Genomic DNA, 20,965 nt, shown 5'->3' on the forward strand with positions numbered 1-20,965 from the left:
TTACGGTGGAGAGTAGAGTTGAAGCGCATCAAGATAGTGTTGTGGACGTTGTTCATCGGGTTAACCCTGCTATGGGCACTGGCAGATACCTTTGTGCCCACCCCACTGACTTATTTCTCGCTACGTTCGGTACTGGTGCAATACACCGGCGTCATCGCCATCGCCGCCATGAGCGTGGCGATGATGCTGGCCGTGCGCCCGCGCCGCCCGGAGCCGCTGCTGGGCGGGCTCGACAAGATGTACCGGCTGCACAAGTGGCTCGGCATCAGCGCCCTGCTGTTCGCCAGCGTGCACTGGGTCTGGGCCAAGGGCACCAAGTGGGCGGTCGGCTGGGGCTGGCTGGTCAAGCCGGCCAAGGGCGGCGGTGCGGCGCCGGAACTGGGCGCGATCGAGCAGGTGCTGCGCAGCCAGCGCGGCCTGGCCGAAACCCTGGGGGAATGGGCGTTCTACGCCATCGGCGTGTTGATCATCCTGGCCCTGATCAAGCGCTTCCCGTACCACTGGTTTGCCAAGACCCACACTGTGCTGGCGGCACTCTATCTGGTGCTGGTGTTCCACACCGTGGTGCTGCTCAAGTTCGACTACTGGCTGCAACCTATCGGCATCGTCACCGCCCTGCTGCTGATCGGCGGCACGCTGGCGGCATTGCAGGCGTTGTTCAAGCGCATCGGCAAGCAGCGCAAGGTCCAGGGCCACATCCAGACCCTTGTCCACTACCCAGAGGCGAACCTGCTGGAAACCCATATCGCCCTGCAAGCGGGCTGGCCCGGGCACCAGGCCGGCCAGTTCGCTTTTGTGACCTCATCCGAGTCGGAAGGGCCGCACCCTTACACCATCGCCTCGGCCTGGGACCCGCAAGCGGCGCAACTGCGCTTTATCACCAAAGGCCTGGGCGATCACACCCGCCGGCTGCCAACGCGCCTGAAAGAAGGCGACCGGGTGACGGTGGAAGGCCCGTACGGCTGCTTCACCTTCGAAGACCAAAAGCCGCGGCAGGTCTGGATCGGTGCCGGCATTGGCATTACGCCCTTCATCGCCCGGCTGAAGCAACTGGCGCTGGAGCCGGACCGGCAACACAGTATCGACCTGTTCCATCCGTGCGGCGTGTATGCAGCCGACGCCATCGACAACCTGCGCGCCGACGCAACGGCTGCGGGCGTGCGTTTGCATGTGTTGGTGTCGGGCCAGGATAGCCGGCTCAGTGGCGAACGCCTGCGCCAGGAAGTTGCCGACTGGCAGCAGGCGAGTTTCTGGTACTGCGGGCCTGCGGACTTTGGCCAGGCCCTGCGCGAAGACCTGGTGGCCCATGGGCTGAAGCCGAAAGACTTCCATCAGGAACTGTTCCAGATGCGCTAGGCCACAAATCGCACACCGCCCTGATCACCTGCCAGCCTTACGCAATCGCAACCGACGAACCACCGCAAAGCGCTTACAAAACTGCCGATGGTGATGACTGTTCAGCAAAACCAGCGCCACCAACGGCAGCGCAATTGACGAAGCTGTAAACAACGGATGGATTCCGGCTGCAACACTTGCGATGGCCATGAGCAGACTCGTCACCGCAACCGCGACGAGACACCACACTCCCCAGGCAAAACCGTTGGCGATCAGACCGGCGCCTACGCCACACACAGCCGCCCCGACCAAAATCACAATCACCACATCCCCCATGTTCTCGAGATGCTGGGCAAAATAGGCGTACTCCACCTGCACAGTTGCCAGCGCAATGGAGGCCATGGTCAAGAAAAAAGCAGCGCAGAAGCGGCCCATGTAACGCCTTGAAAACGCCGCCATCCCCGGATACCGCAGCACGTCCACAGGTTCACCCGGCAAGCGCTTGGCGCGGGGCGCCTTGCTGATCTCGACGAGCCTTGCATATATCCGTCGATAACCCTGGCTGTTGAGCACCAGCAGGCCAGCCAGGGGACAGAAAAGCGCCAGGTAATAAATCAGCCCAGGTGGACGCTGGGTATACAACCCCAAAGTGACCAGCAAGCAACACACCAGCAGTGCCGCCAGCCACCAGATCAACCGGGTGCTCCCCCACACCAGCAAGAGGTGCAGCATGGTCGGGATAACCACGCCGTTTTTCACGCTGCGCAGGATGTCGGATGAACTCATGGAACTCGGTGAGTGTTTCCCATCAATCACGAGCATAAGGCTCATGAGGGAAGCAACTGCCAGCAACCAGCTCAAGGTCAGGAGCGGGAAATTGCGGCATAGACAGGCGTTGATTTGTTCTTGGTGATTCATCCGTGAACCTTTGTTGGTGGGGTTCGATTTTATCGTTTGCCAGACACAGGCTTGAAGCGATTGCGCCGGATATCCGACAGGGCTTTGCTCATCTCCCGATAACGGCGGCTGTTATACGCCAGCAACGACAACAAGGGGGCGATAACTGAAACCACTGCCAGGAGTGCATCGTGAGAAAAGGGATAGGTCAGCACGCCGGCAATAAGGCAAATGAGCAACAGCCCAACCACTGCACGGTTCCCGGCCGAATAGCCACGGATTACGACGAACTGGCCGATGCCGAGGGTGAATGAGCCCAGCATGATAAAAGCGACGATGTATCCGGGCTCGGCGGGGTTGCCTGCGAAGATAGTCTCTCCAGCGCGAATGGATGCGCAGGTGAGGGATATAACTGCGAGGAAAAATCCGGTCCACAGCGTGAGGTAGTAGCGACGTATAAAAGCCGGCAATTGCGTTAGATCTAGCACTGGCTCGCTCTCCTTGCCGTACTTGCTAAGTGGCCCCGTCCTTTCATCGGTTCTCCCTCTCCCGCAACCTCATCAACCGCCGCCGCATCTCGCGGTGTCGTTCGCTGTTGAACAAAAGCAGAGCCAGCAAGGGTGCTAACAGCGCCAATGTAAAAAGTGGCATGGGCGTGCGGGGGCCATATGTGGAAAGGGTTAGCAGCATGCACGCGCCAAGCACCATGACGACAAGCCACATGCCGGAGCGCCGCCCTCGAAGCTGAAGCATGTTGCCCACGCTCAGCAGCAAAGAGCAGACCACGATTGAAGAAATGATGTACTCGGGTAGGTCGGGATGGGTCTTGAAATGAAGCAGGCTCGCGAGTGCTATCGCCAGTGAGAAGGAAAAACAGCTCAGCATCAATGCTGCGGCGTACACGGGGAAGTAGCGCTGTGAAAACCGCGGAAGAATGCTCATCTCAGCGGACTCTCCACTTTTTACGCTGCTTACGTATCACCACCAGACGTTTGCACATCATCCGGTAGCGGCGGCTGTTGATCGTGAGCAGGGCAGACAAGGAGGTGGCCAACGACACTGCGAAAAACATCCGGTGGGTGGAGGGTCCGTATGTCGAGAGCGTTGCCAGCAGGCTAATCACAACAAATGTGACGCTGATCCAGACCGTGCTGGTAAAGCCGCGTAGCAACATGTAATGGCCCACGCACAACACGAATGTAGCCGCCAGTAATACAAGAAATAACCGTTCGATGTCATACACATAAACGCCAATGACGTGCACCACCGCAAATGTCATGGAAAAACCTATAAGAAAAAACCCGGTGACGAAACGGGGAAAATATCGTTTCATCCGTTCAACGACTGCAGGGACGAGGTTCATTCCTCTACTTCCTCATAAAGACCGAATGCAATTGTCTGGACGGAAGAACTGCTGCCAACTCCCAGTACCACTCCTAACGCGTCCTTAATCAACGTGATTGTTGAATGTTTGATTTCCGCGGGAGTAAATTGTTTGGGGAGCGTGCCCAATCGCTGCTGCAGCTTAATTTGCTTCGCTGTCAAAGAGGGATGTTTTATCGAGAGTAATTCTGCAGTCAGTCTCTTGCGTTGTTGGCGACTCAACCCCCTGAATAAGTCAAACCAACCTCTCCCTGTAGCCGCCTTACGAATCTGCAAAAACTTAACGATGTTCATCGAGGCGGTAGCTGCGCCCATTAACGAAACGGTTTCAAGCAGCGACTCAACAACACGCATGGCAACCAGATCATCCAAGAAATCATTCCATTCCGGATTAACAACCTCAATAGCGGTTCTGCCACCCGCAACAAAACATAATCCGGCACCAGCCCAAAGGGCAGTTATGCTCACAGCCCCGATAGCCATACCAACTGGCCCTCCGAAAGCCACTGCAATGGAACCGCTGTATAGCACCCGCCAACTGATGTATGTACTCACGCAGGTTGCAGCAGTACCCAATAGCCTCTCGAAAACTCTAGGCTCTCGTGGATCGCTGCTGAGCTGCTCCAGATACTGTGCAGGAGCCAAATACCTTTTTACCTCCCGCAACACCACCCGCTTAGTCAACACACTACAAATCGGCCGAAACTCCCGCAACGTCACCACGTTGTAGTCCGCATCGATGTACACCACCCCTGCCCCGACAATCCCGGGGTCGGCGTCAATCGCTACGAACAACCTCGGCACATTGACCAGGCTTTCAATCCGCTGGCGCGCAAAGTACTGCGACGGGCTCGCGCCAAGCCCGCTCATCCTTGAGTCGTTCATGGGGGTCTCCTGAAACGTGAAAGCGCCCGCAAACCCGAAGGTTGCAGGCGCTTGAGCGGCCTAGTTTTAGCAGCTAAAAATCAACGTTTCAGAAGCGTATTTTTGCCGGGTATGTCGTCCTACACATTCAAAACAAGAATAAAAACAATGCCTTGTAGGAAGAAACCATTGAGGCTCTTGTAGACGTATTACCCAGCCGTTGTTTCCACCGGGTCAATCACCCGCAACGCTACGTTTGAGCTCAGTTCGACCAGGCAGAGCAGGTGCGAAGTTCCATCACCGCCGAAGAACTTGTCCGCTCGATCACCGGTCAGTTTTTCCTGGAACTTGAACGGTGTAGTGATAATCCGCTTGATATCTTCCTTGAAGCTCTCGGTATTGGCGTTGATCCATTCGGCTGCCTTGCGTCGCTCGGCAATCGGCGCTTTGGGCGTGTCTGTGCTCCTGAGCAAGACGGCAGGATCGATATCAAGGTCTTCGGTGTTGTAGCGCATGAACACATGGCACAGCTCCTTACCCTGGTGGTCAGCAACCGCCACACGCAAGTTGTACCCGCCCCTCCTCGCCTTGCACGCCTGCTCGGTTGCATCAACGCCAACCTCCCAGTGCACCTGGCCTCTGATTTCACCTCGTTCCATATCGATCTGATTTTCAATGAACGAGTACACCGTTCTGTTCACCCTGACCCAGCCGAGCTTCCCGGCACCGGATATGCACAAATAGCGGTGCTGAGGCTTGAGCTCGTGGGGGGCCTTGCCGATGGACCAGCTCAACAGCTCTTCGCCTTTCAACGAATGTTGAAGCTTGGCGTTTTTTTCATCGTAGCGAGAAACGATGGTGCACTTTCTGGGATTGGACTGCAGCCGCTTGGCCAACTCCGAGCGAACCTCGGCATCGATTGCCCGCTCGCCGCGTTGCGCACTTGCGCGCGATTTCTCGGCAGCAATCAAGTCGCGATCCAGTTCTTCGGCCTGCTTGCGCAACGCATCATATTTGCCAGCCAGCGCCTTCGCAGCATTGTTAACCGACTCCAGAAAGCCCGGTGTCAACAAGGTGGCCTTACGCTCCATCTTCGCCACCAGCGCCTCAACGCCCTTGCTGACCCCGCGAACGCGAACGTTGGTTTCAAAATTCGCACCCGCACCCCGCTCGGTAAAATTCTGGCTGCCCAAGGTCACAAAACGGTCCTTGGCAACGACCATCTTCGCGTGAAGATTGGGCAGGTAGTAAACCGGGATCTTTTTCTTCAGGAGGGCTTTGATGGCACTGTAACTGGAGGCGCCAGAGGCAAGCACCTGCACATTGACCAACGTATAAACCTTGGCGCTTTTACCCAGCAGGGCAATCTCCAGCGCTGCCGAACCGGTCAGGTACGGCGAGAAAATCTTCAGATCAACCTTGTGGTTTTGCAGCTGTTCTTTTATCAGCGGCACGATATTGCTAGTGAACTTCAATCGTCGGCATCCTTGTTCGAACCTCTGCCGATAATACTACATTGCCACTACTGAACGATTAGCCCAAAATCCCGCCCCCAGCACGCCCAAGCCGCCCTACAAGGAAACCGCCATGGCCCAGCCCCTGCTCGATGCCTTCATTGCATGGATGAGCGCCAACCTGGACAACGCCACCTTCGCCCATCGGTACCAGAACCGCATGAGTGGCAAGCCCTGGCACTGCAGCAGCCTGTTCAATGCGTATGAAAAGTACCACTGGCCGCACCCGGCAATAGAGCATCTGGACGTCGACAAGGGCAGCAACATCACCAGCAACACCCGCGCGCTGGCGGCGCTCCAGCAGCAACTGCAACGCGCCCTCGCGCCCGCGCCCGAAGACCAGGCCGCCAGCCGCGCAGCCATCGATGTGATGATCTGGGGTGGCGTACAGAACGGTAACGTCAGCTGGCTGACCAACAACTGCGACGGCCTGGCCAACCTACTGATCAGCACCCGCGACGCGATCGACAGCGGTGAATTGAACCACTCGGTACTGGTTGACCCCGAGCTGCGCTTCAATGCCGGCATGACCAAGGTCTACTCGCTGATCTGCAAGCAACTGGTGATCTACGACAGCCGCGTTGCAGCCGCGCTGGGTTGGGCAGTGGTGAAGTTCTGCCAGCAGGCGACCCCCAAACTTACCCAGGTGCCGCCTGAGCTGGCCTTCCCCTGGGCTGCGGCCAGGCCGACCAAGGGCATATCCAAACAGCGCGATCCGTCCCAAGGCAACTTGCGGTTCCCATCGCTGCAGCCCGGTACGGTGCATGCGCAGTGGAACATTCAGGCCAGCCAGATACTGGCCGCCGTACTCGCCCACGCCAATGCAAAGGACAGCGGCTTCAACAAGCACGACGATTCGGGTAGCAGCCCGTTGCGGCGTTTGGAAGCGGCATTGTTCATGATTGGCTATGACCTGGGCGGCGGCGCTGCGACTGTTATGGAAACAGATGCCAACCAAAACGCGATGCCCGCGCCAACAGCTGGATGGGTCGAATGCTGGACGCCCAGCCATCGCAAGCCTTTTCACTACCGCGTGACCGGTCAGGGCTTCGAGACCCACGGCAAGAGCATCACCCGCTACTCGCTGCAGGTGGTCAACGATACCCTCAACTACCTGTGGCGGCAGTTCGGGCGCGGGAAATTTCCCCTGGCCAACAGTGCCGACGGTGTGCCGGCCGGCACCAGCGAAGAAGGCATCGGTACCGCTTACTACCATGCAATCAACCGGCAACAGCGGGTGCCGGAGTCGAGCCGCCTGGCTGCCATCCTTGAGGACCTCGGGGTGATTCAGCTAGTGAGCCGTGGGAAAAAGCACTGGCTGCTGAACCTGGAGTTGCTGGAAGCTAACGATAAAGGCACCCTGGATATCGCGCCGCTGTTGCTGCGCCTGCTTGAAGACCAAGCGCAGGACTGACCTCACGATATGCAACGGTGACCGGCCCCACATGGCCGGTGACCCCGCTGCCCATGCTATTGGCAGCCAGGACAATCGAGCAGCTATTGCTCTCAAGGACGTTGATGAACCAGCAAAGCATTGTGCGGTACTGGCATGCGGTTGAACTGCTGCAACCGCAATCGGTCCCGAAGCTGAAAAAGCGCGACGACGACTATCAGCCTTATTACCACGACATCCCCGCCACGGCCCGGGTACTGCCCTGGATGCCGGCCAGTGTATTGAGCACGCAGACGCTGCCGAAAAAACGCGTCTGGAGCCACACCCTCTATGCTCACCTGTACGACAACCTCGATGTCGCCAAGCAATTGGAAGCGCTCTACGGTGCCGACCAGGGTTACAAGGAGCCGCAGCGCCGCGAATCGGCTCTGTTTGCGCTGAAGTTCAGTGCCGACGGGGTAATGATTGCCGACAGCCTGGTGCTCTCCAGCGAGGCCTGGTTCGTGGGGTGCGCCATCGCCGGTGAAGACTGGACCCGTGGTTTCGACGACGCTCAGGACCGCGCCCGTGAACAGGCCAATATGCTGTTGGGTGGCGTGGTAACGGCCGACAGCCTTGAGCGGATGACTGACTATATACGCCAGAGTCTCGGCCTCGATGGCTTTTTCGGCGACCTGAACCAACGACGCCACCGGTTTCGCTCGGCCCCCATCGACCCGAAGAAACCCGAGCAGGAGGACGATCCGCTCAACAGTTTCCTGCTGGGCGACCTGGCCGATGTGGCCGAGGCAGTAGCCCGGGGCACGATCAGCCAACCGTTGGCGTACTACCTTCAGCAACATGACGCCGGTAACCGCCTGCACCTGGATACTCCACAAGCCTCCCTGGCGCTGATTGATCGCCTGTCCCCTTCCCGCTACGCCCCCGGCTGCTGGCCCGCGGAACGGCACCTGGGTCTGGTGCACTCGCAACAGGTGGCGGTCAACAGCATCTTGCAGACACTGTCTGACGCCTCCGGTGTACTGGGCGTCAATGGCCCGCCTGGCACCGGCAAAACTACCCTGCTGCGCGACCTGATTGCCGCCGTGGTGACTCAGCGCGCCGATGTACTGGCGTCGTTCAACCGGGCCTCTGATGCCTTCGTCAAGGACGGTCGCGAAACGGCCAATGACAGTGGCCGCGAGCGTGCAGCCTACCGGCTGGTGCCTGAGTTGTTCGGCTTCGAAATGGTGGTGGCCTCCTCCAACAACGGTGCAGTCGAGAATGTCACCTTGGAGCTGCCGCAACGCGACAAGATCGACCCCTCGTGGCTGCCCGAAGCGGAGTACTTCAGTCACCTCGGTGAGCTCACCAGTGGCAAGCCGGCATGGGGCATGATTTCTGCCGCGCTGGGCAGCAAAGCCAAACGCACCCAGTTCGTCAAACGCTTCTTTTATGGTGAGCAGCCAGCCAAACCGACAAAGCCCATGACAGACGCCGCAGCCCAGGTTGACCTTGAGGAGCTCGATGCCCTGGCCCAGGACGAAGACCTTGACAACACTGAGCACGAACAGGCCAACGAAGCGCCTGTGGCCGATGCTGCAGAGCCGGCGCAAGTGCCAAAGGGCTTCCTTGGCTGGTTGATGAGCGCCGCAGTATCGCCCGAGGAACGCCCAAGCACCTGGCAGGCCGCCGTGCAGCAGTACAACGAAGCCAAGCGCAACGAGCAAGCGCTGCGAGCCCGCGCCTGCGCGATCATCGACCTGATCAAGGCAGTGATCAGCGCCAAAACCCGAATCGCCGAGAAGGAACAGCAACGTCTGGACCACTTGGCCAAACGCCAAGGCCTGGAAAGCGAACAAAGTGCCCAGGAAACCAAGACCCTGACGCCTGCACGGAGCACACTCGAAACCCAGCTCCAGGCCCTGCAAGCCCACCTGAAAACCAAGCCCGGCTTCTGGGCCAACCTGTGCAGTTGCTGGGCGTCCCACCGCGCCTGGTCGGCACAGCAGCGCTTGCTCGACGCCAGCCATGCCCTGGCCAAGGACGCGTTTGACACTGCCCAGCGTCAGGTGCAGCGCCTGGTTGCACAGGTGATGGAAGTGAACAAGCAACTGGCAAGCGACGAGCAAGCGCTTGCTGCCCTCTACCAGCACGCCACCTTGCAGATTGACAACGCCCGACGCCTCGCCGAGGAAGGCCAGGCCGCGCACCTGTTGGCCTGGCTGGACACCGGCGAGATCGGCCGCGGTGACGCCATCGAGCTGCTTGAGCCCTGGGTCCTTGAAAACTGGCGCCAAGCCCGCGCCAAGGTCTTCATCGAAGCCCTGAGCCTGCACCGCACCTTCTTCCAGATCGAAGCCAAACGCCTGACCGCCAACCTGTACTTCATCACCAGCGTACTCACCGGCGGGCGCTACCAGGGCGTGTCGCGCGAGCTCGTGCGTTCAGCCTGGGCTTCGTTGTTCATGGCCGTCCCGGTGCTCAGCAGCACCTTCGCATCCTTTGCCCGCTCGTTCGGCAGCCTCGGTTGCGGCGAGATCGGCTGGTTGCTGGTCGACGAAGCCGGCCAGGCCACTCCGCAAGCCGCCGTCGGCGCCTTGTGGCGCGCACGCCGGGCCGTGCTGGTGGGCGATCCGCTGCAGCTCAAACCGATTGTCACCGTCTCCGACGCGGTGCTGGAACACATGCGCTGTCGCTACCAGGTCGATGCCCATTGGCTGCCCAACCGCCAGTCCGCACAAACCTTGGCAGACCAAGCCACCCACTGGGGCAAAATGGCCGGCCCGCGTGGCCAGAAGTGCTGGGTGGGTTTGCCGCTGGTGGTGCATCGTCGCTGTGACCGGCCGATGTTCACCCTGGCCAACCGCATCGCCTACGACAACGCCATGGTCTACGGCACCCTCGCCCCCTCGGCAGAAAAAGAGACCCGCGCCAGCCTGTTGACCGGCTGGATTCAGGCCAGCGGCCCCTCCTCCGGCAACTGGGTACGCAACGAAGGCATCGCCCTCAAACAGCTGTTGGCCAGCCTCAAGGCCGATGGTGTACCTGAAGACAGCATCGCCGTGATCACCCCCTTCCAGGATGTGCGCCAACGGCTGAGCAGCTTTTTGCCACGCAAAATCGTCTTCGGCACCATCCACACCATGCAAGGCAAGGAAGCCGCGGTGATCATCCTGGTGCTGGGCGGCAACACCGAAAGCCCTGGCGCCCGCGACTGGGCCGTGTCCGAGCCGAACCTGTTGAATGTCGCCGCTACCCGCGCCAAGCGGCGCCTATATGTGATTGGTGATCGCAACGACTGGCAAGGCCGCTCGTTGTTCTGCGAGGTGATGCAGCTGTTGCCGACGCAGCAGCAGGTGGTGCTGAGCCCAGCGGGCAATACGACTGTTTGATGAGTGCGGGGGCCAGCGTGGTGGAGTGCCACGCTGGAGCGCTTCAGCGTTGAGCCACTGACTACTGCTCAGCGCCCATTCCGTGCGCCACATCCTCCACCAACGCCTTGGCCATGCCGCTGAGGTAATGCGACGCCCAGACCAACGCCGCGTCATGCTCGATCCCGGCTTGCAAGGTCAGCCGATGCACGCAGCCCATCAGCACCGCCGACTGCTCCAACGCGAATGCCGCACTGTGGCCAGGCTCGACACGGAACAGCCTTTGTGTGGAATGCCCACTCTCACCTTCACCGAAGGCGGCGATGCCGGCTGTCTCAAAGGTGCTGGCTGCATTCAAATCCTCATCCATTGATAGGTCCTCCTGCTGAAATCGCTAGCCCGCGTTGCTGAGCGGTTTCGTCAGCAACGTGGCGTCTGCTCATTGGCAACTCAGTGGCGTGACTGAACCTTGCTCAAAGCCACTTCGACCAGAACACGGGCGTGCTCGATTTCATGCATGGTCGCCAAGGTGAGGACCTGCCCAGGAGCTTTGGGGTGGAGTAGAACGGTTTGTTGGGCGATGGTCAGGGCGCGGACCAGGTATTCGGAGGTTTGGACCAGGAGGTCTTCGAGGGATTGGTTGGGGTTGAGGGGTGGGTCGGGGTCGATTTTTAACATGGTGAATCTCCTTGCTAGTGGAGCCACCACACATCCGCTGTCAAACAGAAAGGTGGCAGCTGTACGCGGGTTGACAGACCGAGAGCAAGGGAACCCGGCGCACACGAATGTGCCCCACGTACAGCCGCCATAAAGCGTGCCGAAGCGGTACTTGCGAAATCGGTCTGTCAAAACCGGTCGTTGAATTAGCAACGACTGGCGGAGACTAGAGCGCTGAAGGAACCACTGCAATGGCTTAAAAGCGGTGGGAGTATGATTGGGAAATGGACTACATGGAATCAGGAAATTCTGAAGAATTTGATGGGGCGGATGTTCATCAGCAAGGTCATCGAAAAGAACGGCAAAAGCCTGCCAGAGTGCGCAGGCTGTTCGCCATTCACTAGCGTTTTGCCATAAAATGGCCGGTTGCCGAAAGAACCGTCATGGCCATAGCCATGAAGGGCTTTCATTCTTTCCAAATAACTGTGGTGAAGATGAACAAGCCTTTCATTTCGCTGTGCCCGGAAATTACTCGGGCACACGCACTGACGCTCATGGATTGGTTGGAAGATGAGCGCGTTACCTGCTACTTGAGCGATTCGCGTCATGTCTCCCGCTCCATCGAGCAAGTTATCGATCGAACTCAATTGCCGATCCTGACCCATCTATTCAACCGGGGCGGCCGATTCTTCATGGCCTACGACCGGCATGATGCCCCGGTGGGCTTTGTCCGTCTCATCAAGACCGGCCCGAATTGCGAGATCGTCCTGGTCATCGGAGACAGCGACAAATGGGGCCGAAACCTTGGCGCCCGCACGATCCGTGAAGGCATGAAACTGGCCTTTCTCGACATGCGCGCCGAGAAGCTCATCGCCAAGATCCACCCCGACAACTCCCGCTCGCTGAAAGCCTTTGTGCGCAGCGGTTTTCTGCTTGAAAGCGAAACGCCGACATTAAAGTCATTTTCCATGACGGCGGCGCGCTATCTGCAGTTCTTGCGCGAAGGTGCCGTTGCCGACTCCACTGAGATCTACATCACCGAAATCGACAAGGCCAGGCTCGAGAGCCTGATCGCGCTCGAGCAAGGCCCGGCCGTTGTTGAACTCGAACATGAGCTTGAGCGAGCCATTGTCGTCAAGCCACAGCAGGTGGCGCGCAATGTCGTCACGATGAACTCCAGGGCCTTGTTGCAGCTGGACGACGAAGAGATCGAAGTGGCCCTGGTCTACCCTGAGGACGCGGACAGCAGCGCCGGAAAGTACTCCGTGTGCTCCGACATCGGTGCCGCCATCCTGGGCTATCAGGAGGGGGACGCCATCGACTGGCGAGTTTCTGACCGCACCCGCCGGATCGGGATCAGGAAAGTGCTGTACCAGCCGGAGGCTGCGGGCGATTTCCACCTGTAACTGCGCCTTTAGCTAAGTGCTCCATCAGGCACGAAGATCCCCAACGATTTCCGTGCCTGATGCAGACATGGTGGACAAGGTCAAGACTTGGCCAGAGGACCTCCTTCCTGCGCTCAATTTGGTAACAGCAAGTAGGACCAATCCTTCATTTTCGTAGGATCTCGCGGTATGGTTGCTGGCGATATGCCAGACCTGTAAGGACGCGAGATGCAATTTTTCTGGGTGAACCTAGGTACGACTCACAAGGAAGCCAGGTCCGGCAATTTTCTCTGGGCCCCGCTGAGTTCGCGTACACAAGCCGGCAAGGTACAAACCCGTCGCCACTGGGACAACGTCGGTAAGGTTAAAGCCGGAGACTTGATCTTCTGTTACCACGACAACTACCTACGCGCGATTGCTAAAGCCGAAGGCGATGCCTACCAAGCCGAACGCCCTCCAACTCGCTCGTTCAACGAGTGGAGCAATCAAGGGTATCGAGTCGATATCAGCCTCACCGACCTCAAGCACCTCTTGCGCAGCGACGACATTGCACCCACCTACCAGGCGCAATTCGATGCCCGCACAGAGCCATCGTTGTTCAACAACAAAGGCAGTGTGAATCAGATCTACATGGCGCAGTTGCCTGCCGATGCTGCGCTGTATTTGTTGGAACAAGCCGAGGTTGTTGCTGACTACGAAGACCAGCTCGTAGATGCCGGATCGCCAGGAAAAAGCCCTTCCGTTACGACTCGAGAAGCGCTCGTAAAGGCTCGAGTTGGCCAGGGCGCGTTTCGAACAGGGCTGCTCAAACGCTGGGGGAAAAAGTGTGCGTTGACCGGGCTAAAAAATCCCAACCTCCTAGTCGCCTCGCACATTCAAGCTTGGGCCTTAGCCGACAACAAAGCCCGACTGGATACAGACAACGGATTGCTGCTGGCCACCCACATTGATCGACTCTTCGACTGTGGATTGATTTCTTTTGGTGAGGATGGGCGACTGCTGATCAGCGACGAGTTGGCAGCGGAGGAACACAAAATTCTAGGGCTGGACCAGTACACATCGATTCCCACCTTGAGTGAGGGCAATCGCCGCTACCTTGAGAAGCACCGCAAGCGATTTAGTTTTGCGTAGGGGGGCGTTTTCCAGATCGAGTAAACTCCGCCCATAGACTTTCTGACCTACATATCCACGCAGCAAAGACACCTCCGGCAAGCACGAATTATGCGAGCAACTATCCAACGACGCTGGCAACATGACAATCCTTGGACCTGGCAGGTCAAGCATGTGCGCTGGTTTCTTAGGCTCTTTACGAAAATAGATGTCGCAAACACCGCATGGAGCAAGCCAGTGAAACCATGGCGGCATAGTTTTTCGCGAGCTTGTCGAAGCGTGTCACGATCCGGTGGTTCTCTTTCAGCTAGTGTAGAGACCGGACACATGGTGGACACATGTGCGGGGACATGGTTGACACATTATGGACCGTAGTCAGGCTTGTTCACGTCGATAGTCCGCAGGTGCTGATTGCAGAAATAGATTTCAAATAGGTCCTCGCCATCGGGGCTCGGACGTATCGCAATGTGTTGCCCGCCCAAGCCTTTCGCGGCCCTGAAGTAGCGTTTTTTGAAGCGAAAGCGACCGTGATAGACCTTGGCTAATATGTCGTCAGGCCCATATTCGAACTCGGTCAGTTGCTGCAAACTGAGCGCCTGTGGTGACCCACCACTGCCATAATCAGACTGGCATGTTTAGCAATATTACCTACCCGCCGAAAATGAGAATTGCAGAGGTCGCAGGGCTTTTTATGTGGTGGTATGGCTGCGTCTCTAACCGTGCGCAGAACCAGGCACTATCTGCATTGATGTCGACCGACAGGTTTGGGTGGATAGTCCCTCTTGGGCGACCAGGGTGGGGATTGAACCGGATCTTATGCAGTAGCCTGGCAATTACCTTGAAATGTCAAAGCCAGACGACCAAGTCACGCCTATAGCGATGGCCGTCGAGTATGGGGCTTCGCCCCAATACTCGGCTGCTCCTCCAACTGGTCGAAAATGTCGAGTTGGATCTATACTAAACATAGTAATGCGAAATGCCCTGCATAGCTCAAAACTTCTCCGTGCGGCTATTTTCAGACTGTATAGACTGCACGTCCTAGTCTCAGCCTACCGCGCCCCCATTTCACCTACCTAAACTCGCCTCAAAATCATTCCCATCTAACTTTAGAACATTCAGAGCACTTGCCTTACTGCCATCTATATTGATCAAAACATCACATATGACGGCAAACAAACCACACTTATCAGCGCACTCTTCTATTTTTGGCTTCGACAAATAACTAGATGACGAATGCGCCCCCACATTCGAGAGCTTAACTGCACTTGCGAAGGCGGCCAAATCCAGAAGATTACTCAATGTACTAAAAGTAATACCAGAAACCTCAGAAACCACAGTCATTAGCTTCTGGTTTTTCTTCAACAGAAGAAGCACATGCACAACATCAAACAACAGCTCACCTTTCAACTCCTTTTTCAACTCCAAGCTCAGACCAGCCGTATTTATCTTGTCAAACCAATGCTTTCTAACCCTTAATACCTTTCTGACAGAAACATCAAATATGCACCTAATAGAGCTAGCAATGAGAGGAAGATAGTGCTCCTTATCCTTTGACTGATAAGCCTTATCAATCGCATATATAAGATTAGAAATGATGCCCTGCGTGATATTATAGCCCGACTCCGACTCAATCTTAAAAAGCGATGTACCTTGGGGGCTTCCAGTCACATTAGATATTTTTTTGATGAACTTTAATACAATTTCACTAGAAACCAATCCGGTATATTGGTCATGATATCGAAAGCCAATTAATTTCTCACCCGGTTCCTCGATAGATTGCAGTATCCTATCAGCTGACGCTTCGCCATCAATAGTAATCTGGACTTCATTTTTATCCGAGTCTTCACCAAGACTATTCCTGACCTGAAAAACATATTGTGCCAATTCAACTTGATCTGACGGAGTATGAAACTCTACAGGTATTTTCCTGTCAATCAAGATTGATGCTGCTTTCTTTTTATGTTTGCCTGCAGTTGAAGTCGGAGCTGCCTTACTCGTCGGTACTACTTTCTTGAGAGTCTTTTTCTGCAGCTCCCTCTTTAACTCCGAACCTTGAGTTTGGATTATCTCATTAAGAATTCTGAGATTTTTGCCGAGACTCTTTGTCAGTGTGCTTTCAACAAAATTTGTTCTATCCGAATTAAACTCAATCTCGTCACTTTGACTTCTTAAGCTAACACGACCAATCATCTGAGGTAACGAGCTACCCGAGCTGGTTTTTCTTAGGAGTTCCGGATCAAAAAGAACAGTATTATTAAAAAGATTACGATTAAAATAGACCAAAGGATAAAGGGCGTCGTCATGTACCCTTTTATTCAAAGCAGAAATCGACTTTGAGTTCCTGCCCCTACCAAAGTGAAAAACTATGAGTTCCAGATTTATTTCGTAGTCTGTTCGCCGCGCATGCTCAGGCAGGCCTGGAATAGACCTCAAGAGTTCCCCACCGTGATAAAAATCAATACTATTATCTTCAGACTGGAAAGAAACATAAAAGAGCTGATCACTTTCACTTTCCTGCTTAAAGTCTTTCAGCTTTTTAGTTGAGAACCCATTCAATTGGTTCTCAATTTCAATCTTTATGTCAAATGCCTCATCCACAATTGCTGCAGCGAGCTTCTCCAAGACTTTCTCATCATTAAGATCATCCAGCAACTCCGCAACATCTTTGTCACTTGAACTAATAATTATTGTAGTCCCCTTACCTTCATGGGGCTCAGTTATTATAGGAATTTTAGTTCCTGCAAGATCTTCTCTAGCAACCAAATCGGATTTCTTTAGAGAAAAAGTGCTTTGCACTCCATTTCTACGCGTAACCCATGTAACTTCATCACCAAATTTAAAGGCAGCAAGAAAACCTAGCCCCTTGGAACCCTGAGTTATTCTAACTAGATCACCCTGCTCAATAGCATGCCCGTATTTTTTGGAACTTTTAGAAACATGGAAAAGTCCCTGTATTTCGCTATCACCCATGCCGTTACCGTTATCAGCAACAGTCACCGTACCACATGATGAGTCAACTTTAATAGTCACATCTGGCGAAAAGGCATCATATGCATTCTTAATCAACTCATTTAACGCAAACAATGAAGACGGTATCTTTTGAGACAACTCCTCAATTATCCTTCCATCAAACCTCAAAGAAGCTTCTAACATATGAAATTCCTTTCCACCTGAAAAGCAATGCTTATCAAAAATCAGAGACCTAAATCTGCCCAGACTACCGCTTTCTCATTATTAGCACTTGTTCTTCATTCATAGTTTGAGAGCTACTATTCCTACTTGCCATTCTTTTATGAGGTATAGCTCGGTCTATCTCAACTACGAACTGACATCCGCGCGCTTCTAACAACTCCCGAAGTATTTCGTTCAACGGGATTTTCTGACCTGACATATGCCTATTCCCCAACGTCCAGACAAGATAGCCGTCTGACTTAATCCTGTAGAGCATACCATCCAAAGAATCATTCAAATCGTTTATGAAAGAAGAAAGACGTTTCGGGGCGTTATTATCAAATTTCAACAGTGAGTCTATGCTACTTGAAAAGCTTTGAGACATCCCTCTAAGCTGCTCAACACTTTTAATAGCACCTTTAAGCCCACCCCCTAAACTTGCCCGATCAATTGCGGATGCATTTTCAAGCAATTTAGCTGGAACTTTGTTACGCAAATCTGCTGTATCAATCCACATAAGGGGGAGGTATGAGAATTGCCCATAGGGAACCGTAGTAGGATTATCGCCATATGGCGGCGAAGTTATCAGCATATCATGCCGACAAGATTCGCTTTTTTTGGGGGGGCTTTGTATATTCGATATAGATAGATCAATATCACTTGACAAGGCCGACCTTAACAACAGCCCTTTTGAGTCAAGCAAACTCATCTGCTGCTTCTTTAACTCGAAGTTTGCTTTAATTTTATTTTTAAACAATTCAAAGCAGCAACCCAACTTTTCCAGCTCATCCAGGGGCTTTATATGAAGCTTATAAGTTGACGTTCTAGAGTTGCAAGCACCTCTTACGGTATCGCTAAGTGCAACCCAAAAAAATCTTCTCGCCCATTTGCTTGGTTCAACCATTATCGCTCGCCTGATTTTACTTAATTCAAGCTGAACTCTTGGAATAAACCATTTATTTATCTTTGGGAATACAACATCAACAGTGTCTCGCTTATCATTTCCCAAGCGAGCATTCAGTTCAGAAATTTTCTCCTCAAGAGAAGAAATATAAAAAACATCCGACTTTGTTTCACAAGCTAGAATAGCTAGAGGATTGATATCTATCCCCTGAAAATCAAGACCTCTAACTATTGCCTCACCCATAGTTGTTCCAGACCCCACAAACGGGTCGAACACCGACTTAATGGAAGGCTTATGTTTTAAGAAAATATCAATTAATTCCCCCTGCATCTCAGGAACCATCATCGCAGGATATTTTATAAACCCATGACAATGTGTTCTTTTTGACCTGCGAGAAAATGACCAATACTCTTTATCAAGCTCACCCAACGAAGTGATTTGACTTATTATTTGTTCATCTATAGAGGACAACATATCAAATCCCTTGCATAATTCTTTGCAGAGCAATGATAGATGCCCTGCCTTAGAAAGCTCCAGCCATTCTTGAACCGGCTTTCCCGAATAGAAGGCATTCTAACATCATTGAAGAAGAGAGTGGAGCGATGTTCCAGCTGCATGATCGTTAGGCCCTAACAGCCATTTATATTCGCTTAAGTGCTCCATTGGCCTTTGAAGATGCCACCTCCTGCTATGCCAACGGCATCCCATTGCGCTTTTCTCTGTTCGTTTGTCATGTCAGCGACCAAAGCTGACCTTACACTGCCACCTTTTGGCCAAGCGAATGTCACTGGGCTGGCTTAGCGCTCCTCCGAGCTTACAGAGAAGCGAATAGTCACATCGCCCCGGCCTAGAGCTTCGGCTAACTCGTTTGGGCTATCGACACGACCAATCCGGGTGTAAGAGTAGGTCGACTCGAACGTCCGGTAGAAAATCATCAGCGTATCCGTACCGTACAGCATCAGGTCGCCATTCGAATTGTACCGGGCCTTACTAGACGGGCCGGCAGCCGCTGCGACAAACCCGCATGTTTCACGCTGGCATTGAGATTGGTCATTTCCAGGGTAAAGGGTAGTTGCTGTGCGAGTGCCCATGAGGTCTCACTATCATCCAGCGTGATTGCGAGGCGCTGTTCGCCAATGGTCAACCACATGCGATCCTCCGTCAGAGTTGATTCCGACATAGCCTGAGCAATTGGGCCTCCACTGAGCATTAACAGCAGGCATAAACGGATACCCGAAACGCAGAAACGTTGGCTGGGCTTCTCCATCTGACGACCTCAACCTGGATGACTCGACTGCGCTCGCATGGCCAGAACGGTAAGGGGCGAACCGAACAACAGAATGACAGCACTTGCAGAAAAGGTGCTCTGGTAGCCGCTGTTATCGAACAGCAAGCCACCCAGGGTTGAGCCCGTTGCAAGGGCAAACTGCACCACTGTAACCATCAGCCCACCACCTGTCTCGGCATGATCGGGCATTGCTTGTGCAATCCAGCGCCACCAGCTAACGGGCGCTGCCGTTGCCATCAGCCCCACAGGCCCAACAACACCGCCACCGCAAAGACCCAGTTCCCAGCAGGGATCAACGCAAGGGCAATGACCGCCACCAGTATCGGAAGAGTAAACCAGCGTGCGATGCAGACCCTTTTTTCAACAATGAGCCGATGAACAACGTTCCTAGCAAACTGGCTATACCGATTTCAACTGCAACAACTGGGCGAAGTGCTAACCAGGTGCCGGGACGACATCCTGTCGCCGTATCTGGTGCACCGCCGGCCGGAAAGAAAGAAGAAACGCGAAGGAAAAGATCACTGGACGAAGGTGGACGAGAGGTTTCTCACCCGGGCCTTCAAGGATGCGAGGGATGCCGCCGGCTGCTACAACGACCTCAAAGAGGAAGAGATGCCGGGGTTTCATGAAGTGCGCGCCCTATCCCTTCACCTGTACAAACGAGCAGGCAAAGACGGGCAGAAGATCGCCGGGCATGCTACCGAAGGCATGACCAGGAACTACCAGAAAGGGCACGAAGATGTGGTGTGGTCCGAGGTCGAAGCTGACCTGGATATCGGCGATTTCGCCGGGTAGTTTTGCGCGAGTTTTGCGCATGTTTTGCGCGGGCACAAAAAAGCCGGTTCAGATAACCGGCTTAACTGCCTGATTTTACTCAGTAAATAATGGTCGGGACGGAGTGATTCGAACACTCGACCCCTTGCACCCCATGCAAGTGCGCTACCGGGCTGCGCTACGCCCCGACTGGGCTTGAAGCATGTTCCCCTAGTTGCTGAGAACGTTGAAGAATGTACCCTAACCTTTTGAATTATGGAAGCATTTTTTCCAAAATTCCGGGCCCGATAAGGGTTACTTCTTCAGCACCACCAACACGTCTTCCAACTCGACAATCATCTGCCGGATCAGTTGTTTGTACTGGGTGGTGTCGTCCTTGGCTTCATCGCCAGAGAGGCGCAGGCGCGCCCCGCCGATGGTGAAGCCTTGGTCGTACAGCAGCGCGCGGATCTGGCGGATCATCAGCACGTCCTGGCGCTGATAGTACCGCCGGTTACCGCGGCGCTTTACCGGGTTGAGTTGCGGGAATTCCTGCTCCCAGTAGCGGAGCACGTGCGGTTTTACCGCGCAAAGCTCACTCACTTCACCAATGGTGAAGTAGCGTTTGCCTGGAATCGGCGGAAGCTCGTCGTTATGACTTGGTTCCAGCATAGGCCTCAACTCGGGCTTTCAACTTCTGCCCTGGACGAAAGGTGACGACTCGACGCGCCGTGATCGGGATCTCTTCCCCGGTCTTGGGGTTGCGGCCCGGCCGCTGGCGTTTGTCACGCAGGTCGAAATTGCCGAATCCGGACAATTTGACCTGCTCGTTGTCTTCTAGAGCGTGCCTGATTTCCTCAAAGAACAGCTCGACCAATTCCTTGGCCTCGCGCTTGTTCAGGCCCAGCTCCTCGTACAGCCGTTCGGCCATCTCAGCTTTCGTCAGAGCACCCATACG

Annotated in this window: 20 protein-coding genes, 1 tRNA gene and 3 pseudogenes; 6 read left to right on the forward strand and 18 right to left on the reverse strand. The window is 54.8% G+C overall.

Annotation, left to right across the window (positions count from 1 at the left end; all coding sequences use genetic code 11):
* Positions 1 to 18: 18 nt before the first annotated feature.
* A complete protein-coding gene (locus LOY45_RS16890) occupies positions 19 to 1,356 on the forward strand; it encodes a ferredoxin reductase family protein (RefSeq protein ID WP_258578068.1) in 1,338 nt (445 codons plus the stop codon).
* A gap of 24 nt (positions 1,357 to 1,380) precedes the next feature.
* Here LOY45_RS16890 and LOY45_RS16895 read toward each other — a convergent pair whose 3' ends face one another.
* The 6 genes from LOY45_RS16895 to LOY45_RS16920 form a co-directional block, all read right to left on the reverse strand.
* Positions 1,381 to 2,253 carry a hypothetical protein gene (locus tag LOY45_RS16895; RefSeq protein WP_258578069.1) on the reverse strand — a complete coding sequence of 291 codons (873 nt, stop codon included), beginning with the start codon at positions 2,251 to 2,253 and terminating at the stop codon, positions 1,381 to 1,383.
* A gap of 29 nt (positions 2,254 to 2,282) precedes the next feature.
* Complete coding sequence (locus tag LOY45_RS16900; RefSeq protein ID WP_258578070.1) at positions 2,283 to 2,720, reverse strand: hypothetical protein; 438 nt, start codon at positions 2,718 to 2,720, stop codon at positions 2,283 to 2,285.
* Positions 2,721 to 2,763: 43 nt separating this feature from the next.
* Positions 2,764 to 3,174: a hypothetical protein gene (locus tag LOY45_RS16905; RefSeq protein WP_258578071.1), complete on the reverse strand. Its 411-nt coding sequence runs from the start codon at positions 3,172 to 3,174 to the stop codon at positions 2,764 to 2,766.
* Position 3,175: 1 nt separating this feature from the next.
* Positions 3,176 to 3,595: a hypothetical protein gene (locus LOY45_RS16910; protein WP_254282819.1), complete on the reverse strand. Its 420-nt coding sequence runs from the start codon at positions 3,593 to 3,595 to the stop codon at positions 3,176 to 3,178.
* Positions 3,592 to 4,500, reverse strand: a complete 909-nt coding sequence (locus LOY45_RS16915; RefSeq protein ID WP_258578072.1) for an NAD synthetase — start codon at positions 4,498 to 4,500, stop codon at positions 3,592 to 3,594. The genes LOY45_RS16910 and LOY45_RS16915 overlap by 4 nt, the downstream gene beginning before the upstream one ends.
* Positions 4,501 to 4,688: 188 nt before the next feature.
* Positions 4,689 to 5,954: a phospholipase D-like domain-containing protein gene (locus LOY45_RS16920; protein WP_258578073.1), complete on the reverse strand. Its 1,266-nt coding sequence runs from the start codon at positions 5,952 to 5,954 to the stop codon at positions 4,689 to 4,691.
* A gap of 112 nt (positions 5,955 to 6,066) precedes the next feature.
* Here LOY45_RS16920 and LOY45_RS16925 point away from each other — a divergent pair, with 112 nt between their 5' ends.
* Together LOY45_RS16925 and LOY45_RS16930 are read left to right on the forward strand one after the other, a co-directional pair.
* Complete coding sequence (locus LOY45_RS16925; RefSeq protein WP_258578074.1) at positions 6,067 to 7,407, forward strand: hypothetical protein; 1,341 nt, start codon at positions 6,067 to 6,069, stop codon at positions 7,405 to 7,407.
* A gap of 104 nt (positions 7,408 to 7,511) precedes the next feature.
* Complete coding sequence (locus LOY45_RS16930; RefSeq protein ID WP_258578075.1) at positions 7,512 to 10,760, forward strand: DEAD/DEAH box helicase; 3,249 nt, start codon at positions 7,512 to 7,514, stop codon at positions 10,758 to 10,760.
* Between the two features lie 61 nt (positions 10,761 to 10,821).
* Here LOY45_RS16930 and LOY45_RS16935 read toward each other — a convergent pair whose 3' ends face one another.
* Positions 10,822 to 11,109, reverse strand: coding sequence for a DUF3077 domain-containing protein (locus LOY45_RS16935; protein WP_258578076.1), 288 nt, complete (start codon positions 11,107 to 11,109; stop codon positions 10,822 to 10,824).
* 80 nt (positions 11,110 to 11,189) lie between these two features.
* On the reverse strand, positions 11,190 to 11,417 hold the full coding sequence (locus LOY45_RS16940) for a hypothetical protein (RefSeq protein ID WP_258578077.1): 228 nt from the start codon (positions 11,415 to 11,417) through the stop codon (positions 11,190 to 11,192).
* 422 nt (positions 11,418 to 11,839) lie between these two features.
* Between LOY45_RS16940 and LOY45_RS16945 the strand changes: the two genes are divergently transcribed.
* Entirely contained in the window at positions 11,840 to 12,802 is a 963-nt protein-coding gene (locus LOY45_RS16945; RefSeq protein ID WP_258578078.1) for a bifunctional GNAT family N-acetyltransferase/nucleoside diphosphate kinase regulator, read from the forward strand.
* A 207-nt stretch (positions 12,803 to 13,009) separates the two neighbouring features.
* Positions 13,010 to 13,912, forward strand: coding sequence for an HNH endonuclease (locus tag LOY45_RS16950; RefSeq protein WP_258578079.1), 903 nt, complete (start codon positions 13,010 to 13,012; stop codon positions 13,910 to 13,912).
* A gap of 175 nt (positions 13,913 to 14,087) precedes the next feature.
* On the opposite strand, the pseudogene LOY45_RS16955 reads toward LOY45_RS16950, so the two are convergent.
* From LOY45_RS16955 to LOY45_RS16985, 7 genes and pseudogenes are all read right to left on the reverse strand, one after another.
* Positions 14,088 to 14,198: pseudogene (locus tag LOY45_RS16955) on the reverse strand (IS5/IS1182 family transposase); the annotation flags it as partial.
* 55 nt (positions 14,199 to 14,253) lie between these two features.
* A pseudogene (locus LOY45_RS16960) lies at positions 14,254 to 14,475 on the reverse strand (IS481 family transposase); the annotation flags it as partial.
* 481 nt (positions 14,476 to 14,956) lie between these two features.
* Complete coding sequence (locus LOY45_RS16965; RefSeq protein WP_258578081.1) at positions 14,957 to 17,044, reverse strand: ATP-binding protein; 2,088 nt, start codon at positions 17,042 to 17,044, stop codon at positions 14,957 to 14,959.
* A 64-nt stretch (positions 17,045 to 17,108) separates the two neighbouring features.
* Complete coding sequence (locus LOY45_RS16970) at positions 17,109 to 18,440, reverse strand: site-specific DNA-methyltransferase (protein WP_258578082.1); 1,332 nt, start codon at positions 18,438 to 18,440, stop codon at positions 17,109 to 17,111.
* Between the two features lie 323 nt (positions 18,441 to 18,763).
* Positions 18,764 to 18,925, reverse strand: a complete 162-nt coding sequence (locus tag LOY45_RS16975; protein ID WP_338106140.1) for a cyclophilin-like fold protein — start codon at positions 18,923 to 18,925, stop codon at positions 18,764 to 18,766.
* Complete coding sequence (locus LOY45_RS16980; protein WP_258578083.1) at positions 18,925 to 19,116, reverse strand: cyclophilin-like fold protein; 192 nt, start codon at positions 19,114 to 19,116, stop codon at positions 18,925 to 18,927. The genes LOY45_RS16975 and LOY45_RS16980 overlap by 1 nt, the downstream gene beginning before the upstream one ends.
* 126 nt (positions 19,117 to 19,242) lie before the next feature.
* The gene (locus LOY45_RS16985; RefSeq protein WP_258578084.1) at positions 19,243 to 19,443 is read right to left on the reverse strand and encodes a hypothetical protein; all 201 of its coding nucleotides are present in this window, start codon (positions 19,441 to 19,443) and stop codon (positions 19,243 to 19,245) included.
* Between the two features lie 234 nt (positions 19,444 to 19,677).
* On the opposite strand from LOY45_RS16985, the pseudogene LOY45_RS16990 reads away from it, so the two are divergent.
* Positions 19,678 to 20,049 (forward strand): annotated as a pseudogene (locus LOY45_RS16990) (site-specific integrase); the annotation flags it as partial.
* A 90-nt stretch (positions 20,050 to 20,139) separates the two neighbouring features.
* Here the strand turns inward: LOY45_RS16990 and LOY45_RS16995 are convergent.
* The 3 genes from LOY45_RS16995 to ihfA all read right to left on the reverse strand — a co-directional run bounded on the left by LOY45_RS16995 (position 20,140) and on the right by ihfA (position 20,962).
* A tRNA-Pro gene (locus LOY45_RS16995) sits at positions 20,140 to 20,216 on the reverse strand.
* A 106-nt stretch (positions 20,217 to 20,322) separates the two neighbouring features.
* Complete coding sequence (locus LOY45_RS17000) at positions 20,323 to 20,679, reverse strand: MerR family transcriptional regulator (RefSeq protein WP_010222411.1); 357 nt, start codon at positions 20,677 to 20,679, stop codon at positions 20,323 to 20,325.
* Entirely contained in the window at positions 20,660 to 20,962 is a 303-nt protein-coding gene (ihfA, locus tag LOY45_RS17005; RefSeq protein ID WP_002553164.1) for an integration host factor subunit alpha, read from the reverse strand. Before ihfA ends, LOY45_RS17000 begins: the two co-directional genes overlap by 20 nt.
* Between the last annotated feature and the right edge of the window lie 3 nt (positions 20,963 to 20,965).

This window comes from Pseudomonas wadenswilerensis, from assembly GCF_024749185.1.
GTDB lineage: Bacteria > Pseudomonadota > Gammaproteobacteria > Pseudomonadales > Pseudomonadaceae > Aquipseudomonas > Aquipseudomonas wadenswilerensis.

Coding starts and splice junctions, on each gene's coding strand:
- LOY45_RS17000 (WP_010222411.1), bottom strand. CDS start 20,679: ATGCTGGAACCAAGTCATAACGACGAGCTTCCGCCGATTCCAGGCAAA.
- LOY45_RS16945 (WP_258578078.1), top strand. CDS start 11,840: ATGGCCATAGCCATGAAGGGCTTTCATTCTTTCCAAATAACTGTGGTG.
- LOY45_RS16940 (WP_258578077.1), bottom strand. CDS start 11,417: ATGTTAAAAATCGACCCCGACCCACCCCTCAACCCCAACCAATCCCTC.
- ihfA (WP_002553164.1), bottom strand. CDS start 20,962: ATGGGTGCTCTGACGAAAGCTGAGATGGCCGAACGGCTGTACGAGGAG.
- LOY45_RS16910 (WP_254282819.1), bottom strand. CDS start 3,595: ATGAACCTCGTCCCTGCAGTCGTTGAACGGATGAAACGATATTTTCCC.
- LOY45_RS16985 (WP_258578084.1), bottom strand. CDS start 19,443: ATGCCCGATCATGCCGAGACAGGTGGTGGGCTGATGGTTACAGTGGTG.
- LOY45_RS16925 (WP_258578074.1), top strand. CDS start 6,067: ATGGCCCAGCCCCTGCTCGATGCCTTCATTGCATGGATGAGCGCCAAC.
- LOY45_RS16935 (WP_258578076.1), bottom strand. CDS start 11,109: ATGGATGAGGATTTGAATGCAGCCAGCACCTTTGAGACAGCCGGCATC.
- LOY45_RS16980 (WP_258578083.1), bottom strand. CDS start 19,116: ATGTGGTTGACCATTGGCGAACAGCGCCTCGCAATCACGCTGGATGAT.
- LOY45_RS16950 (WP_258578079.1), top strand. CDS start 13,010: ATGCAATTTTTCTGGGTGAACCTAGGTACGACTCACAAGGAAGCCAGG.
- LOY45_RS16975 (WP_338106140.1), bottom strand. CDS start 18,925: ATGCTGTACGGTACGGATACGCTGATGATTTTCTACCGGACGTTCGAG.
- LOY45_RS16970 (WP_258578082.1), bottom strand. CDS start 18,440: ATGTTGTCCTCTATAGATGAACAAATAATAAGTCAAATCACTTCGTTG.
- LOY45_RS16930 (WP_258578075.1), top strand. CDS start 7,512: ATGAACCAGCAAAGCATTGTGCGGTACTGGCATGCGGTTGAACTGCTG.
- LOY45_RS16965 (WP_258578081.1), bottom strand. CDS start 17,044: ATGTTAGAAGCTTCTTTGAGGTTTGATGGAAGGATAATTGAGGAGTTG.
- LOY45_RS16905 (WP_258578071.1), bottom strand. CDS start 3,174: ATGAGCATTCTTCCGCGGTTTTCACAGCGCTACTTCCCCGTGTACGCC.
- LOY45_RS16895 (WP_258578069.1), bottom strand. CDS start 2,253: ATGAATCACCAAGAACAAATCAACGCCTGTCTATGCCGCAATTTCCCG.
- LOY45_RS16915 (WP_258578072.1), bottom strand. CDS start 4,500: ATGAACGACTCAAGGATGAGCGGGCTTGGCGCGAGCCCGTCGCAGTAC.